The organism is Telluria antibiotica (assembly GCF_011682055.1).
Classification (GTDB): domain Bacteria; phylum Pseudomonadota; class Gammaproteobacteria; order Burkholderiales; family Burkholderiaceae_D; genus Telluria; species Telluria antibiotica.
On sequence record NZ_JAAQOM010000021.1, the window covers coordinates 14,133 to 29,297 of the forward strand.

At 70.2% G+C, this 15,165-nt stretch carries 13 protein-coding genes; 6 read left to right on the forward strand and 7 right to left on the reverse strand.

Annotated features, from left to right (window positions below; translation table 11 throughout):
• A complete protein-coding gene (gene fliD / locus HAV22_RS26900) occupies window positions 1–1,329 on the reverse strand; it encodes a flagellar filament capping protein FliD (protein WP_166863687.1) in 1,329 nt (442 codons plus the stop codon).
• A gap of 52 nt (window positions 1,330–1,381) precedes the next feature.
• On the reverse strand, window positions 1,382–2,272 hold the full coding sequence (locus tag HAV22_RS26905; protein WP_229421454.1) for a PAS domain-containing protein: 891 nt from the start codon (window positions 2,270–2,272) through the stop codon (window positions 1,382–1,384).
• Between the two features lie 325 nt (window positions 2,273–2,597).
• Here HAV22_RS26905 and HAV22_RS26910 point away from each other — a divergent pair, with 325 nt between their 5' ends.
• Window positions 2,598–3,998, forward strand: a complete 1,401-nt coding sequence (locus HAV22_RS26910; protein ID WP_166863691.1) for a GntP family permease — start codon at window positions 2,598–2,600, stop codon at window positions 3,996–3,998.
• Between the two features lie 19 nt (window positions 3,999–4,017).
• On the opposite strand, the gene HAV22_RS26915 is transcribed toward HAV22_RS26910, so the two are convergent.
• Window positions 4,018–4,698 carry a GNAT family N-acetyltransferase gene (locus HAV22_RS26915; protein WP_166863693.1) on the reverse strand — a complete coding sequence of 227 codons (681 nt, stop codon included), beginning with the start codon at window positions 4,696–4,698 and terminating at the stop codon, window positions 4,018–4,020.
• Window positions 4,699–4,948: 250 nt separating this feature from the next.
• Between HAV22_RS26915 and HAV22_RS26920 the strand changes: the two genes are divergently transcribed.
• From HAV22_RS26920 to HAV22_RS26930, 3 genes are all read left to right on the forward strand, one after another.
• Complete coding sequence (locus tag HAV22_RS26920) at window positions 4,949–5,506, forward strand: type II secretion system protein (RefSeq protein WP_166863695.1); 558 nt, start codon at window positions 4,949–4,951, stop codon at window positions 5,504–5,506.
• Window positions 5,507–5,638: 132 nt separating this feature from the next.
• On the forward strand, window positions 5,639–5,857 hold the full coding sequence (locus HAV22_RS26925) for a tautomerase family protein (protein ID WP_166863697.1): 219 nt from the start codon (window positions 5,639–5,641) through the stop codon (window positions 5,855–5,857).
• An 81-nt stretch (window positions 5,858–5,938) separates the two neighbouring features.
• On the forward strand, window positions 5,939–8,524 hold the full coding sequence (locus HAV22_RS26930) for a PAS domain S-box protein (protein WP_166863699.1): 2,586 nt from the start codon (window positions 5,939–5,941) through the stop codon (window positions 8,522–8,524).
• A gap of 125 nt (window positions 8,525–8,649) precedes the next feature.
• Here the strand turns inward: HAV22_RS26930 and HAV22_RS26935 are convergent, their stop codons facing one another.
• Window positions 8,650–9,630: a GlxA family transcriptional regulator gene (locus HAV22_RS26935; protein WP_166863701.1), complete on the reverse strand. Its 981-nt coding sequence runs from the start codon at window positions 9,628–9,630 to the stop codon at window positions 8,650–8,652.
• A 92-nt stretch (window positions 9,631–9,722) separates the two neighbouring features.
• On the opposite strand from HAV22_RS26935, the gene HAV22_RS26940 reads away from it, so the two are divergent.
• Together HAV22_RS26940 and hisN are read left to right on the forward strand one after the other, a co-directional pair.
• Window positions 9,723–10,523 (forward strand): MBL fold metallo-hydrolase, encoded by an 801-nt coding sequence (locus HAV22_RS26940; RefSeq protein ID WP_166863703.1) that lies wholly within the window; start codon window positions 9,723–9,725, stop codon window positions 10,521–10,523.
• A 45-nt stretch (window positions 10,524–10,568) separates the two neighbouring features.
• A complete protein-coding gene (gene hisN / locus HAV22_RS26945; RefSeq protein WP_166863705.1) occupies window positions 10,569–11,351 on the forward strand; it encodes a histidinol-phosphatase in 783 nt (260 codons plus the stop codon).
• Here hisN and HAV22_RS26950 read toward each other — a convergent pair.
• From HAV22_RS26950 to HAV22_RS26960, 3 genes are read right to left on the reverse strand one after another with little or no spacing between them, the layout of a single operon-like run.
• Entirely contained in the window at window positions 11,329–13,647 is a 2,319-nt protein-coding gene (locus HAV22_RS26950) for a xanthine dehydrogenase family protein molybdopterin-binding subunit (RefSeq protein ID WP_166863707.1), read from the reverse strand. The two genes, hisN and HAV22_RS26950, sit on opposite strands and share 23 nt — an antisense overlap.
• Window positions 13,644–14,645 carry an FAD binding domain-containing protein gene (locus HAV22_RS26955; RefSeq protein WP_166863709.1) on the reverse strand — a complete coding sequence of 334 codons (1,002 nt, stop codon included), beginning with the start codon at window positions 14,643–14,645 and terminating at the stop codon, window positions 13,644–13,646. Before HAV22_RS26955 ends, HAV22_RS26950 begins: the two co-directional genes overlap by 4 nt.
• A complete protein-coding gene (locus HAV22_RS26960) occupies window positions 14,642–15,139 on the reverse strand; it encodes a (2Fe-2S)-binding protein (protein WP_166863711.1) in 498 nt (165 codons plus the stop codon). Before HAV22_RS26960 ends, HAV22_RS26955 begins: the two co-directional genes overlap by 4 nt.
• Window positions 15,140–15,165: the final 26 nt, after the last annotated feature.

Consider the following 15,165-nt stretch of genomic DNA (forward strand, 5'->3'; position numbering starts at 1 on the left):
TCAGGCCAGGAAGTCGAACGCCGACGGCGGCCGTCCGCCGTTCATCATCCCGAACAGCGAATTGGCCCCCGCATTCGTGTACTGCTGCACGAGGGCATTCGCCTGCGCGTTGACCGCCTGGGTCAGCCGCGTTTTCTTGTCGGCGAGTGCGTCGCGGTCCTTCGTCACCGCGGTGGCCTCGTTGGCGATCGTGCCACCCGTCGCCAACTGCTGCGCGATGCCGGTGCCGACCTTGTCCGCGAGCCCCGCGCCGCCGTTCGCGAACAGCTTCGCCACGCGGTCCGGGTCGGCCGCGATCGCCGCGTTCAACGTCGCGTCGTCGACGGCCAGCCTGCCGTTCTTCGCGCTGACGCCGATCGCGGCCAGCGCGGCGGGATCGATGCCGGCCATCAGGCGCCCGACCTGGTCCTGGGCCTGCGCCAGCATGCGGTCGCCGGCCGCGTCGCCCGTCTTCAGCGCGGCCAGGCGCGCGGGCAGGGCGTTGACGGCAGCGGCGAACGCCTTCACGTTGCGCGCGATGGCGCTGCCCTTGTCGGCGGAGTCGCCGGCCAGCGTCACCGTGCCCGTGCCGACGGCCTTGAGGTCCAGCGTGACGCCGGCGATGGCGCCAGCGAGCTTGTTGCCGGCGCTCGTGACGGCCTTGCCGTCGACGTTCACGAGCGCGTCCTGCGCGGCCCGCGTCTGCGTCACCGTGCCGTGCGCGGGCGGCTGCCAGGTCAGCAGCGCCTGCAGCGCGGGGTCGCCGGTGACGCCGATGCGCATGGCGTTCGCGGCGCCCGGCTGGCCCGCCAGGCTCAGGACGACGCCCTTGTCGGTGGACGCCAGTGCCGCATCCACGCCGGCCGCCTTGAACGCGGCGGCGATGCCTTGCGGCGTGTTGTCGGGCGCGCCGATGCGGATCGTCTTGGTGCCGGCGCCCGTGTCGATCTTGACGACGGTGGGCGCGCCGCTGCCGATCGGCGTCGTGGCGCTCGGCATCCGCACGGTCGACAGTTGCTGGGCCTGGGCCAGTTGCTTCACCTCGATCTTGTGCGTGCCGGCGGCGGCGCCGGTCGCCGTGATGCGCGCATCGACCGCCTTGCCGTCGACCTGCGGGACGAGTTTCAGGCCGCTGGCCGCGAGCGTACCGGCGACGGACCTGACGTCGTCCAGCACATTGGCGAGCCGGCCCAGCACGGACAGGCGCGCGTCGTCGCGCCGGATCTGCGCGTCGACGCCTTGCAGGCCGGGGTTGCGGGCCGTCAGCGACGCGACGGCGCTGCCGTACAGATCGGACACGCTCCGGTTGCCTGCCGCCGCGGTCGCCGTGGAAGGGATCGTGGATGCCATGGGGTGATTATCCGCGCAAGCTTGTCATTTCATGCATTGAATACCGTGCCGATTACCCGTCAATCTCCGCGTTCGGCGCAGGCGCCTCGGCGAAGGCGGCGACGGCGCCCACGACTTCGCCCGACGCGTCGCGCACGGGCACCGCGTTGATCACGACGTGCATCCGCTCGTCGTCCGAGAAGCGCACCGTCAGTGCTTCGCCGCGCACTTCCTCGCCGGTGGCGGCGGCGCGCTGCAGCGGCAGTTCGTCAAGGCCCAGCAAGGTGCTGCCGGCATACACGGCGAACGCGCGCCCGCCGCGGATGTCGGGCCGCGGGCAGTCGCCGCTGTGCAGCCGCAGCAGGCGTTCGGCCGCCGGGTTGGCCTTGATGCGCCGGCATTCGCGGTCGCCGGCGACGAACAGGGCTGACTGTGCGGCCTGCATGACGCCTTCCAGCTCGCTCGTGCGGCGCTGCTCGCGCCGCTGGCTGTCCTGCAGCGCGCCCGCCAGGCGCCGCTGCTCCGTGATCTCCTCGACGACGACCGACACACCCAGCAAGGTGTCGTCGCGGTCGTACACGGGATGCAGGCTCTCGCGCCAGACGCGGCGCGCGTGCGGCCGGGCCGGCGTCGCGCCTTCGAACACGGAGCCGACGATGGGACGTCCCGTCGCGATCACCTGGCGCAGGCGCACCTCGGCGGACGGCGCGATTTCGGGGATGACGTCGTGGATCGACTTGCCGATGTGGTCCTCGACGGGCAGGCCGTTGATGTCGGCCAGCAGGCGGTTCAGGCGCACATAGCGCAGGTCGAGGTCCAGCAGGGCCAGGCCGACCGGGACGTGGTCGAACGCGGCCTCGAGGGTCAGCGCGGCGCGGCGCACGTCGCGGCCGGCGCGCTCGGCGTCCGCCAGGCGCTGCTGCTGCCGGCCCAGGAGGATGGCGACGACGGCCGCGAGGGGCATCAACAGCAACAAAAGCTCTGCACTTGCGACGGGCACGAATCTCCTCCGAAGACGACCTTTTGCTGGTTGAAATTAACAATGCTGGGTCAGCGATTCGTCAACATATCATTACATCGGCGAACTGCTCAATATCTGCATGCCAAACTGCGGCCGCGACCGAGGGAAGTGGGGATGTTTGCGCACTCACTTACGAACTTGCAGCGTTATTGCGGGCACGACCGGGGCGCGACCGACGACGTGTATGCGACAGTAATTTTACGTATATCAAAGGTTTGTCGAATCAATAATAATCGCCTGCCAGGCAGGTCAAAAAAAGAGGAGACCCATGTCATTCGTAATCGTTCTCGCCGCGCTGGCGTTCCTGATGTTCGCCGCTTACCGCGGCTACAGCGTGATCCTGTTCGCGCCGATCGCCGCGCTCGGCGCCGTGCTACTCACGGCGCCGGACGCCGTCGCCCCTGTCTTTTCCGGCATCTTCATGGAAAAGATGGTCGGCTTCGTCAAGCTGTACTTCCCCGTGTTCATGCTGGGCGCCGTGTTCGGCAAGGTGATCGAGCTGTCCGGCTTTTCGGAGTCGATCGTCAACGCCGCCATCCGCTACATCGGCCGCTCGCGCGCGAACGCCGTGATCGTTGCCGTGTGCGCGCTGCTGACGTATGGCGGCGTGTCGCTGTTCGTCGTCGTGTTCGCCGTGTACCCGTTCGCGGCCGAGCTCTACCGCCAGAGCAATATCCCGAAACGCCTGATGCCGGGCGCGATCGCGCTGGGCGCGTTCTCGTTCACGATGGATTCCCTGCCGGGTACCCCGCAGATCCAGAACATCATCCCGACCACGTTCTTCAAGACGACGTCGTGGGCGGCGCCCGTGCTGGGCACCGTCGGCTCGCTGTTCATCGTCGTCGTCGGCCTGTCCTACCTCGAATGGCGCCGCCGCGCGGCGCTGGCGCGGGGCGAAGGCTACGGCACGTCGCTCGTCAACGAGCCGGAACGCGTTGCCGCCACGTCGCTGCCGCATCCGGCGCTGGCGCTGCTGCCGCTCGTCGTCGTGGGCGTGGCGAACTTCATCCTCACGCGCATGATCCCGCAGTGGTACGGCGATTCGTTCACGGTGCCGGCCGAGATCCTGCCGGGCGTGCACACGCCGGTGACGGCGACCATCAAGACCGTCGTCGCGATCTGGTCGGTGGAGGCGGCGCTGCTGCTGGGGATCGTCGTCGTCATCGTGACGGCGTTCCGGCGCGTCAGCAGCCGCTTCGCGGACGGCTCGAAGGCGGCCGTCGGCGGCGCGCTGCTGGCCGCGATGAACACGGCGTCGGAGTATGGCTTCGGCGGCGTGATCGCGGCGCTGCCGGGCTTCATCGTCGTGAGCGATGCGCTCAAAAGCATCCCGAACCCGCTCGTCAACGCGGCCGTGTCGGTGAGTTCGCTGGCCGGCATCACGGGCTCCGCGTCGGGCGGCATGAGCATCGCGCTGGCCGCGATGTCCGACCTGTTCATCAAGGGCGCCCAGGCCGCGCAGATTCCGCTGGAAGTGCTGCACCGCGTGGTGTCGATGGCCAGCGGCGGCATGGACACCTTGCCGCACAACGGCGCCGTCATCACCCTGCTCGCGGTGACGGGCCTCACGCACAAGGAATCGTACCGCGAGATCTTCGCCGTCACCGTCATTAAGACGCTGGCCGTGTTCTTCGTGATCGGCTTTTATTACGTCACGGACCTCGTGTGACGGTGCAGCAGGCCATGCGTCAGCAGGGCGTGACCACCCGCACGACCGTCTCGCAATAGTCGCGAAAGCCCATGCGCAAATAGAGGTCGTGCGCGCGCGCGTTGGCGCTCATCACGTGCAGGAACGGCGTCTCGCCGCGCGCCAGCTGGCGCAGGATGAGCTTTTCCATCAGGCGCTTCGCGTGGCCGCGGCCCTGGTGGTCGGGATGCGTGCATACGCCGCTGATCTCGCGCAGGCCGCTTGCCGCCATGCGCTCGCCGGCCATCGCGACGAGGCGGCCATTCTCGACGACGCCGAAGTACTCGCCCAGCTCGATGGTGCGCGGGCCGAACGGGCCGGGGCGCGTCAGCTGGGCCAGTGCCATCGCGTCGTCCACGTGCGCGGGGCCCAGCGGCACGGCGTCCGGGGCAGGGTCAAAGGCCGGCCCCGGGCGGCCGTCCCACACGAGGCGGAACATCGTGGCCTCGACGTCGATGCGCCAGCCGTCCGGCGCGGGACCGGACCAGGCATCGCAATAGAACGACTCGCCGGGCGCGCAGAACGGACGCAGCGCGGCGAAGTCGGGCGCATGCGGATCGGGAAAGCCGACGATCGGCGAAAAGCCGGGTGCGTAGCGGCGCGCGCGGTCGGTGCCGGAGGACAGGTGGCGGTGGGGGCCGGAGAGGCAATTCCAGAAGATGTTGTCGAGCGGGCGGAGCATGATCCGGGGCGTGCGCAAAAATGTCACTCTAGCATGCCGCGGCGGCGTTCACGTGGGCACCCGCAGCACCCGGTCGGGCAGGGCCCCGCGCCTTGCCCGCTGCCGGTCCGGGCGACGCGGTGCGCGTCCTTACAACGGTTTGCGCACGATGTCGTAGTCAATCGGGCACGACGCGGCTATACTAAATAATTCCAGCAGGCAATATATTTACCGCTTTACACTTGTTTTTCATCCAATCTGGGGTTTTGCGATGTACCGAAATCTGCATGGCATCAAAGCCGGCACCGGGCGGGCCGGCGGGTTCACGCTGATCGAACTGATCGTCGTGATCGTTATCCTTGGCGTGCTGTCGGCCGTCGCGTTGCCGAAATTCGTCGACCTCGGGTCGTCGGCCCGCACGGCATCGATCCAGGCGCTGGCCGGGTCCGTGAAAACAGGCGTCAGCGTGGTCAAGTCGCTCACGGCGCTGCACGGGGCGGGCACGGCGGCCGGCCCCGTCAACCTGACGTTCGTCACGCTGGACGACTCGACCCAGGTGCGCGTCTGGAGCGGCTATCCCGACCGCTGGTGCGACGGCATCGGCGCGGTGCTGCAAGGTGCGAAGGTCCCGACCACCGGCTGCTACCTGTCGTCCGCGGCGGTCACGGGCGACGACTACACCTTCTATGGCTTCGGCAACAACAAGCTGCCCAACGGCGACGCCGGGTGGCGCATCGAGAGCGCGCCGACGCCCATGAACTGCTCCGTCCAGTACACGTACAACGGCACCGGCGTTCCCGTCGTCAAAGCCAACACGAGCGGCTGCTGACCGTGGCGCCGGGCACTGTTGCCCGGCGCCAAACAGTTTGTTCCATCCCACGGCATTTATCCCACGCCCGCGCTTGCCCACAATGCATGGACGGCGACACCCATCGCCATCCATGCATTGCCAGCAGCATTCATGCCGTTCGCAAATTTCAAGTTTCCCCAAGGCGTCGTCGACGCCGCGCGCAAGGAAGAGGTCATCCACCGCACGACCGCGATGTTCGTCGAGTATTTCGGCGCGCAGGCCAAGCCGTATTCGATGGTGCTCGTCGAAGAGGTGGCCGACGGCGGCTGGGGCCGGGCCGACGAGACCCTCACGCTGGCCAAGACGGGACTCGCTGCCGACGCCGCTTGATTGCAGATGCAATGCAAACGGCGCGCCGCAAGGTGGTGCTTTTCGGTAGCATGGGTCGTCCGCACATCTGGTTTTGTTTCGATGGAGACCCAATCCTCAGCCGCTCCGTCCCGTATCGACGACGTCCTCATCACAGAGGAACTGGAGCGGCGTCCGCGTCGTGCGCCCGACCACGCGGCCGAGAATCGCGCCATGGCCGCGCTCGCCCGGCAGCTCGCGACCGATCCGCACGGCGCACCGCAGAAACTGGCGGAACTCGTGCTGGACTTGTGCGACGCCGACTCGGCCGGCATCAGCCTGCTCGAGGAACAGGACGGTGAGCGCATCTTCCGCTGGCACGCGGCGGCGGGGCTGTTCGCCGACCACCTGGGCGGCACGATCGACTACGACCGGAGCCCGTGCGGCATCGTAGTCGAGCGCAATCAAACGATGCTGATGCGGTACGGCGAGCGCCACTTCGCGGCGATGGTCGGGTTCGACCCGCCGATGGTCGAGAACCTGCTGGTGCCGTGGACCGCGGAAGGCCGTGTCGTCGGCACCGTCTGGCTGATCAGCAACCGGCCCGACCGTCAGTTCGACGCCGAGGATGCGCGCGTGCTGCGCAACCTGGCCGATTTCGCGGCCGCCGCCTACCAGGCCATCGTCGCGCTCGAGGAAACGGCCGAGAGCCGGCGCGAACTGGTGCAGGCGGCCGAGGAGCGCACGCGCGTGCTGGCCGGCCACAACCGCATGCTCGAACACGAGATCGCGCAGCGCCGCCAGGCCGACGACGCGCTGCGCGCCAGCGAGCAGCGCTACCGCGACTTGCTGGGCGCGATCCCGGCCGGCGTCGTCGCATGCGACGCGGCGGGCACCGTCGTGTTCTACAACGCGTACGCGGCGCAGCTGTGCGGCGGTCCGCCCGGCGAAGCACCGTCCTGCTGGGGCCCGGACGCGTGTGCCCCGCAGGGCCACCGCCTCGCCAATTTCACGGACCCGCTGCACGAGGTACTGGCCGGCGGGGAACCCGTCGTCGACCGCGAACTGGCCGTCGAGCGGCCGGGCGGCAGCCGCATCGACGTGCTGCTCAACATCACGCCGTTGCGCGACCATGCGGGCGTCGTCACGGGGGCCGTCAACATCGTGCAGGACATCACGGCGCGCAAGCGCGTGGAGACGGCGCTGCGCGCGTCCGAACTGCGCTTCCGCACCTTGGCCGACACGGTGCCCGTGCTGATCTGGCAGAACGACGAGCAAGGCCGCAACGTCTACGTCAACCAGTACTACCTCGATTTCACGGGCCTGGGCCTCGATGACGTGATGGGCGTGCGCTGGCACGACCTCGTGCATCCGGACGATGCGCCCGGCTACATCGCCGACTACATGGATGCCGTGCGCACGCGCCGGCCGTGGCGCAACCTCGATCGCGTGCGCCGGCGCGACGGCCAGTGGCGCTGGTTCGACAATTACGCGCAGCCCCTGTTCGGACCGGACGGCACGTACGAGGGCCACGTCGGCGCCTCGCTCGACATCACGGACGCCGTGCTGGCCGAGCAGGCGCTGAAGGAGACGGACCGGCGCAAGGACGAATTCCTCGCCGTGCTCGCGCACGAGCTGCGCAACCCCCTCGCGCCGATCAGCAACGCCGTGCACCTGCTGCGCCATCCGGACGGGCGCCGGCGCGCCGACCGCCTCGTCGAGATGCTCGGCCGCCAGGTGCGCCAGATGATCAAGCTCGTCGACGACCTGCTGGAAATCTCGCGCATCACGCGCGACAAGATCGAACTCGATCCCCAGCCGCTGCTGCTGGCCGACGTCGTGCATGCGGCCGTCGAGACGAGCCGTCCCCTGATCGACCAGCACCACCACCACCTGGACGTGCGCCTGCCCGACGAGCCGCTCACCGTCCACGCGGACAGCGTGCGCCTGACGCAGGTGCTCGCCAACCTGCTCAACAACGCGGCCAAGTACACGGACCACGGCGGCCGCATCGAGCTGGACGTGCGGCGCGCCGGCCCCGACGTCGAGATCGCGGTGCGCGACAACGGTATCGGCATTCCGGCCGGCCACCTGCCCGAAGTGTTCGACATGTTCACGCAGGCGCACCGTGCGGCCGGGCGCGGGCAGGGCGGCCTCGGGATCGGGCTCGCGATGGTGCGCAGCCTCGTGCAGATGCATGGCGGGACGGTGGAGGCGCGCAGCGCGGGAGCAGGGCGGGGCAGCGAATTCCTCGTGCGCCTGCCGCTGGCCGAGACGCGCGACGCCGACGACGACGCGGGTGCCGCGGCGGGCGCGGCGCCGCTCGCGGGCCAGCGCATCCTCGTCGTGGACGACAACCGGGACGCGGCCGACACGCTCGCGATGCTGCTCGAGGCGGACGGCGCCCAGGCGCGCGCCGTGTACGACGGCCAGGCGGCGCTGGACGCGCTCGCGGACCTGCGTCCGCACACGGTACTGCTCGACCTGGGCATGCCCGAGATGGACGGCTTCGAGGTGGCGCGCCGCATCCGCGCCGATGCCGCCTGGGCCGGCGTGCGCATCGTCGCGCTGACCGGATGGGGGCAGGAAAGCGACCGCGAACGCACGCGCGGGGCGGGGTTCGATTTCCACCTCACCAAGCCCGTCGACCTGGGCATGCTGCATGCGTGGCTCGGTGTGCGCCGTACGGAGGGCGGGGCCCACACGTGACCTTGCCTTGACGCGACGTTACGCGTGGGCGGGGGCCGCCCACCCTACGTACGTGGGCATGCGGCTGATGTAGGGTGGGCACCCCGTGCCCACGCGAATGTCCGCGGTCCGTGAACGTCACGCGTTCACGCGGCGCGCGCGCGGAACGCCTTGCGATAAGCAGCCGGCGACATCTGCAGCGCGGCGCGGAAGTGCTGGCGCAGCGACAGCGCCGACCCGAAGCCCGCTTCCTGTGCCACCACCTCGACCGCGGCATCGCCCGTCTCCAGCATGTCCCGCGCATGCGCCAGCCGCTGGGCCAACAGCCACTGCTTGAACGACGTGCCCGTCGCTTGCCGGAAGTGGCGCGTGAAGTTACGCCGGCTCATGGCGGCGCGGCGCGCCAGGTCGTCGAGCGTGTGTTCGCTGCCGAGGTGCCGCGTCACCCAGTCCAGCACGGCGGACAGCCGGCCGTCGCTGCCGGACACCGGAAGCGCCCGCTCGATGAATTGGGCCTGGCCGCCTTGCCGGTGCGGCGCCACCACGAGCATGCGTGCCACGTGGTTCGCCGCGTCCGCGCCGCACAGCCGGCGCAGCAGGTGCAGGCAGCAGTCGATGCCCGCGGCCACGCCGGCCGACGTCAGCACGTCGCCGTCATCCACGTACAGCACGTCCGGATCGACTTTCACGCGCGGGTGGCGGCGCGCCAGTTCTTCCGCCGCGGCCCAGTGCGTGGCGGCCGTGCGGCCGTCCAGCAGGCCCGCCTCGGCGACCGGGAATGCACCCAGGCACAACGCGACGATGCACGCGCCGCGCGCATGGGCCGCGCGCAATGCGTGCAGCAGCGCGGGTGGCGCGGGGCGGCAGTCGTCGTGCCACGCGGGCATCACGACGACGTCGGCCCGTGCCAGCGCTTCCAGGCCGTGGCGCGGCACGATGCCGAAGCCGGCGCTCGTCGCGAGCGGCGCTTCCGGGCCGGCGCCGCACACGGTCAGTTCGAAGCGGGCGCGCGCGTCCGTGTCGGGGCGGCCGCTGAACACGAGGCAGGGCACGGACAGGTGAAAGGGCGTCATGCCATCGAAGGCGACGACGGCCACGCGGTACTTGGCTGGCTGGGATCGGGTCATGGCCCGATTATATCGAAAGGTGTCCTGCGGGCCACTGTCCGAGACGCCCCCGCGCCGCGACAATGGCTGCACACTGACCTAAAGGAGCCATCATGCAACTCACCCAGATCCGCAATGCCACCTTGCTCGTCGACTACGCCGGCAAGCGCTTCCTCGTCGATCCGCTGCTGGCCGACCGCGGCGCCTACCCCGGCTTCGCAGGCACCGCGAACAGCCATCTCGCCAATCCGCTCGTCGACCTGCCCGTGCCGCTGGCCCGCCTGACGGACGTGGACGCGGTGATCGTCACGCACCTGCACGCCGACCACTGGGACGACGCTGCGCGGCGCGTGCTGCCGCGCAGCCTGCCGCTGTTCGCGCAGAACGAGGCCGATGCACAGGCCATCCGCGCCGACGGGTTCACGGACGTGCGGACGCTCGCCGCGCAGGGCGACACGGCGTTCGGCGCCATCCGCATCGCCCGCACGGACGGGCAGCACGGCAGCGACGCCGTGATGGCCGTGATTGGCGCGCGCATGGGCGAAGTGAGCGGCATCGTGCTGCGTCATCCGGACGAGCCGACCGTGTACATCGCGGGCGACACCGTGTGGAACGGCCACGTGGCGGCCGCGCTCGACGCCTACGATCCCGACGTCGTCGTACTGAACTGCGGCGATGCGCAGGTGCCGGGGCTGGGCGCCATCATCATGGACCTCGACGACGTGGGCCGGGTGGCGCAGGCGGCGCCGCGTGCGACCATCGTCGCGAGCCACCTGGAAGCCGTGAACCACTGCATGCTGGCGCGCGCCACCCTGCGCGACTGGGCGCACGCGCAAGGCCTGGGCGAGCGCGTGCTCGTGCCCGACGACGGCGAGGCGTGCGTATTTGCGCCGGCCGGCGCGGGTTCAAGGTAGTATGCGGGAAATGCGGCGTGGCGCCGCGCACCGACGAGATGAGCCATGTCCATCGATGCCACCGACTTCGACGAGTACCTGCAGTTCGCCAACGAACTGGCCGATGCGGCGGCCGCCGCCATCCTGCCTCACTTCCGCGCCGGCGGCGGCGCCGAGAACAAGAGCAAGCACGGCTTCGATCCCGTCACGGCGGCCGACCGCGGCGCCGAGCGGGCGATGCGCGCGCTGCTCAAGGCGCGCTATCCGCACCACGCGGTCCTCGGCGAAGAAGAGGGCGGCCAGGCCGGCACGGGCCTCACGTGGGTGCTCGATCCCATTGACGGCACGAAGGCCTTCCTGCTCGGCCTGCCGTTGTGGGGCACCCTGATCGCGCTGAACGACGGCACGCGCCCCGTGCTGGGCCTGATGAATCAACCGTTCACGCGCGAGCGCTTCGTCGGCACGGCGCACTGCGCGTGGAACGGCGGCCACGTGCTGCGCACGCGACCGTGCGCGCAACTGGCCGATGCGCACGTGATGTGCACGTCGCCCGACATCTTCGATGCCCCGCAGCGCAGCATCTTCGACGCCGTGGCGGCCCGCGCGCGGCTGCTGCGCTACGGCGGCGATTGCTACGCGTACTGCATGCTGGCGTCCGGCCACGTGGACGCCGTCATCGAAGCCGGGCTGAAACCGTGGGACGTGCAGGCGCTCGTCCCGATCGTCGAGGGCGCGGGCGGCATCGTCACGACGTGGGACGGCAGCGATGTCCAGCACGGCGGCACCGTGCTCGCGTGCGGCGACGCGCGCCTGCACGCGCAACTCGTCACGGCGCTGGGCGGGTCCTAGCGGGCACCTCGCGGTCGCCCAGCAGCAGCTTGTCCGGCGTGATGGGCGTCGTGCGCAGGCGCTTGCCCGTCGCGTGGAAGACGGCGTTGGCGACGGCCGCCGCCACGCCCACGATGCCGATCTCGCCCACGCCCTTCGCGCCCAGCTGGCGGCTGACGATGCGGTCTTCCTCGTCGGCGAAGACCACCTGCACGTCGGGGATGTCGGCGTTGACGGCCACGTGGTATGCCGCGAAGTCGTGGTTCATGAAGCGGCCCAGGCGGTGGTCCGTGAACGTCTCCTCGTGCAGCGCCTGGCTGATGCCCCACACGACGGCGCCGCTGACCTGGCTCGCGGCCGTCTTCGCGTTGACGATGCGGCCCGCCGCGACGGCGCTGACGGCGCGCGTGACGCGCACCATGCCGAGCCGTTCGTTCACGCGCACCTCGATGAACACGGCGGAGTGCATGGCGCGCGCGAACTTGCGCTGCTTGAGGAGTTGCGGCGTCATGAAGAATGTTTCCTCGACCCGGGCGCGGCCCGCCTGCGCCAGCACGTCCGCCAGCGCCACGCCGCGCTCCGGCTGCCCGCGCAGGTGGAGGCGGCCGCCGGAGAATTCGACGTCCTTCGGCTTGCAATCCTTGAACGGCCCGTCGTCGCGGCAGCGCGCCAGCTTGAACAAGGTGTTCTTGAGTTTGTCGCAGGCGCCGGCCACGGCCCCGCCCACCGTCGTCACGTGCGACGAGCCGCCTTCGACGGGCGCCAGCGGCAACGTCGAATCGCCGAGCTGGAACGTCACCCGTTCGAGCGGCAGGCCGAGGCGCTCCGCCGCGATCATCGCCATCACCGTGTACGTGCCGGTGCCGATGTCGGACGCGGCGCTCGACACGACGAGGCGCCCGTCCGCATGCAGCACGGCCGCTGCGCGCGCGATCATCACGAGCGAATCCCACACGCCCGTCGCCATGCCCCAGCCGACGAGTTCGTCGCCATCCCGCATCGAACGGGGCTCGATGGGGCGGTCGTGCCAGCCGAAGCGGTCGGCACCGAGCCGGTAGCACTGGCGCAGTTCCTTGCTGGAGAACGGCTTGTCGTCAAGGTGGTCGTGCTCCGCGTAGTTCTTCAGCCGGAGTTCGAGCGGGTCCATCCCGAGCGCGTACGCCAGCTCGTCCATCGCCACTTCCATCGCGTGCACGCCGTGCGCGGCGCCCGGCGCGCGCATGTCGATGGGCGTGGCGCGGTCCTGTTCGACGAGCCGGTAGTCCAGGTGGATGTTGTCGCAGGCGTACAGATGGCCGGACCAGTTGACGACGACCTCCACGTTATCCTCCAGGCGCGACGTCTCCTGCACGGCTTCGTGCCATACGGCCTGCAGCTTCCCGACCGCGTCGGCCGCGAGTCGCACCCTGTGCCACGTCTCGGGCCGGTGGCCGAAGCTGAACATCTGCTGGCGCGTGAGCACGACGCGCACGGAGCGCTTCAGCTGCAGCGCGGCCATCACCGCGAGCGGCAACTGGTATTGCGGCCGCAGGCCGGCGCCGAACGCGCCGCCCACGTACGGGTTGCGCACCGTGACCTTGTCCTTGCCGAGGCCGAACACGTGCGACACGTACCAGCGGCTGTTCTGCGAGCTCTGGGTCTTGTCGTAGATGGTCAGGTGGCCGTCCGCGCCGAGCACGACGGTGGAGGCGAACATCTCCATCGGGTTGTGGTGCTCGACGGCGTTGTAGTACTCCGCCTCGATCTTCACGGGGGCCGCGTCCCACGCCTGCGCCGCATCGCCTTTCGACTTCGGCGGCGCGAAGCCCGGCTTCGTCGGGCGCGGCGCGTACGCCTTGTGCAGCGCCGCCAGCAGGTCGGTGTCGTGTTCCTCGACGTCGTACGTGACGCGCACGAGGCGCGCGGCGTGGCGCGCGGCTTCGAACGTCTCCGCCACGACGAGCGCCACGGGCTGGCCGCTCCAGAACACGCGGCTGGAAAACAGGGGGCGGAACGGCGAGCCTCCGGGTGCCGTCATGTCCTTGTACGCGAGGTCGTGCGCGCGCATCTTCGGGCGGTTCTCGTGCGTGAGCACGTCGATCACGCCGGGCAGGGCGAGGGCGGCCGTCGCGTCGATGGCCTTGATGCGGCCGCGCGCGACCGTACTGGAAACGACGACGCCGTACGCGAGGTCCGGCGCCGCGACCTCGGCCGCGTACTGCGCCGCGCCCGTGACCTTCGCGCGGCCGTCGACGCGCGACACGGCCATGCCGCTTTTCACGGGGCCCGTGCCCTCCGGCGCGACCGGCGTGCGCAGTTCCGGGATCAGGTCCGTCATCGCGCGCCTCCCCGCATGGCGTTCGTCAGCGCCTGCACGATGGCGTTGTGCGCCAGCGGTATCTTGAAATCGTTCTGGCCCCGGCCGCGCGCGCCATGCAGGATGCGGTCCGCCGCCGCGGCGAACGCGAGCTCGCCCGCCCGGTGGCCCACGAGCCGTTCTTCCGCGTCCTCGACACGCCACGGCTTGTGCGCGACGCCGCCCAGCGCGATGCGGGCCGCGCGGATCGTGCCATCCTCGGCGAGGTCCAGCGCGGCGGCCACCGACACGAGGGCGAACGCGTACGACAGGCGGTCGCGCACCTTCACGTACGCGCTGTGCCGCGCGAAGCGGCGGCCGTCCGGTAACGTGATGTGCGTGACGAGTTCTCCCGGTTCCAAAGTGTTGTCCACGTCCGGCGTGTCGCCGGGCAGGCGGTGGAAGTCGGCGAAGGCGATGGCCCGCTCGCCGTTCGCCGCGCGCACGTGCACGGTCGCGTCGAGCGCGCGCAGCGCCACGCACATGTCGGACGGATGCGTGGCGATGCAGCGCTCGCTCGTGCCGAGGATCGCCAGCTGGCGGTTGATGCCGGCCTTCGCGGGGCAGCCCGTGCCGGGATCGCGCTTGTTGCACGGCGCGCCCGTGTCGTAGAAGTACACGCAGCGCGTGCGCTGCAACAGGTTGCCGCCGTTCGTCGCCATATTGCGCAACTGGGGCGACGCGCCGGCCAGGATCGCGGCGGACAGCAGCGGGAAGCGCTCGCGCACGAGCGGGTGATACGCGGTGTCGGCATTGCGCGCGAGGGCGCCCAGGCGCAGGCCGGCGCCGTCTTCCGCGATCGCATCGAGGCCGGCGCCGGCGAGCGCGTTGATGTCGACGAGGCCGGACGGCGCCATCACGCCGGCCTTCATCAGGTCGAGCAGATTGGTGCCGCCGGCGACGGGACGGGCGCCCGGCGCCGCGAGCGCGACGAGCGCCGTGCCGACGTCCTGCGGCTGCGTGTAGGCGAACGGGTTCATGCGGACTCCGGGCCGGGGAGGGCGATGCCCTGCACGGCGCAGACGGCGCGCGCGATCTGCGGATACGCGCCGCAGCGGCACAGGTTCCCGCTCATCAGCTCACGCACGTCGTCGAAGGTGTTGGCCTGCCCTTCGGCGGCGAGGCCGGCCGCCGAACAGATCTGGCCCGGCGTGCAGTAGCCGCACTGGAAAGCGTCGTGGTCGATGAAGGCCTGCTGCAGCGGATGCAGGCGGTCGCCGCCGGCCAGGCCCTCGATCGTCGTGACGGCATGGCCGTTTTGCATGACGGCCAACGTGAGGCAGGCGTTGATGCGACGCCCGTCCAGCAACACCGTGCAGGCGCCGCACTGGCCGTGGTCGCAGCCTTTCTTCGTGCCCGTCAGGCCGGCCCGTTCGCGCAGCAGGTCGAGCAGGGTAACCCATGACTCGACGGCAAACGCGCGTTCCTCGCCGTTGATGTGCAGGCGGATGGGGTAGTGCGGGCAAGCGTCCATGGCGTCCTCGTGCGGGGCGAAGGCTC

Coding starts and splice junctions, on each gene's coding strand:
- fliD (WP_166863687.1), bottom strand. CDS start 1,329: ATGGCATCCACGATCCCTTCCACGGCGACCGCGGCGGCAGGCAACCGG.
- HAV22_RS26905 (WP_229421454.1), bottom strand. CDS start 2,272: ATGCCCCTCGCGGCCGTCGTCGCCATCCTCCTGGGCCGGCAGCAGCAG.
- HAV22_RS26910 (WP_166863691.1), top strand. CDS start 2,598: ATGTCATTCGTAATCGTTCTCGCCGCGCTGGCGTTCCTGATGTTCGCC.
- HAV22_RS26915 (WP_166863693.1), bottom strand. CDS start 4,698: ATGCTCCGCCCGCTCGACAACATCTTCTGGAATTGCCTCTCCGGCCCC.
- HAV22_RS26920 (WP_166863695.1), top strand. CDS start 4,949: ATGTACCGAAATCTGCATGGCATCAAAGCCGGCACCGGGCGGGCCGGC.
- HAV22_RS26925 (WP_166863697.1), top strand. CDS start 5,639: ATGCCGTTCGCAAATTTCAAGTTTCCCCAAGGCGTCGTCGACGCCGCG.
- HAV22_RS26930 (WP_166863699.1), top strand. CDS start 5,939: ATGGAGACCCAATCCTCAGCCGCTCCGTCCCGTATCGACGACGTCCTC.
- HAV22_RS26935 (WP_166863701.1), bottom strand. CDS start 9,630: ATGACCCGATCCCAGCCAGCCAAGTACCGCGTGGCCGTCGTCGCCTTC.
- HAV22_RS26940 (WP_166863703.1), top strand. CDS start 9,723: ATGCAACTCACCCAGATCCGCAATGCCACCTTGCTCGTCGACTACGCC.
- hisN (WP_166863705.1), top strand. CDS start 10,569: ATGTCCATCGATGCCACCGACTTCGACGAGTACCTGCAGTTCGCCAAC.
- HAV22_RS26950 (WP_166863707.1), bottom strand. CDS start 13,647: ATGACGGACCTGATCCCGGAACTGCGCACGCCGGTCGCGCCGGAGGGC.
- HAV22_RS26955 (WP_166863709.1), bottom strand. CDS start 14,645: ATGAACCCGTTCGCCTACACGCAGCCGCAGGACGTCGGCACGGCGCTC.
- HAV22_RS26960 (WP_166863711.1), bottom strand. CDS start 15,139: ATGGACGCTTGCCCGCACTACCCCATCCGCCTGCACATCAACGGCGAG.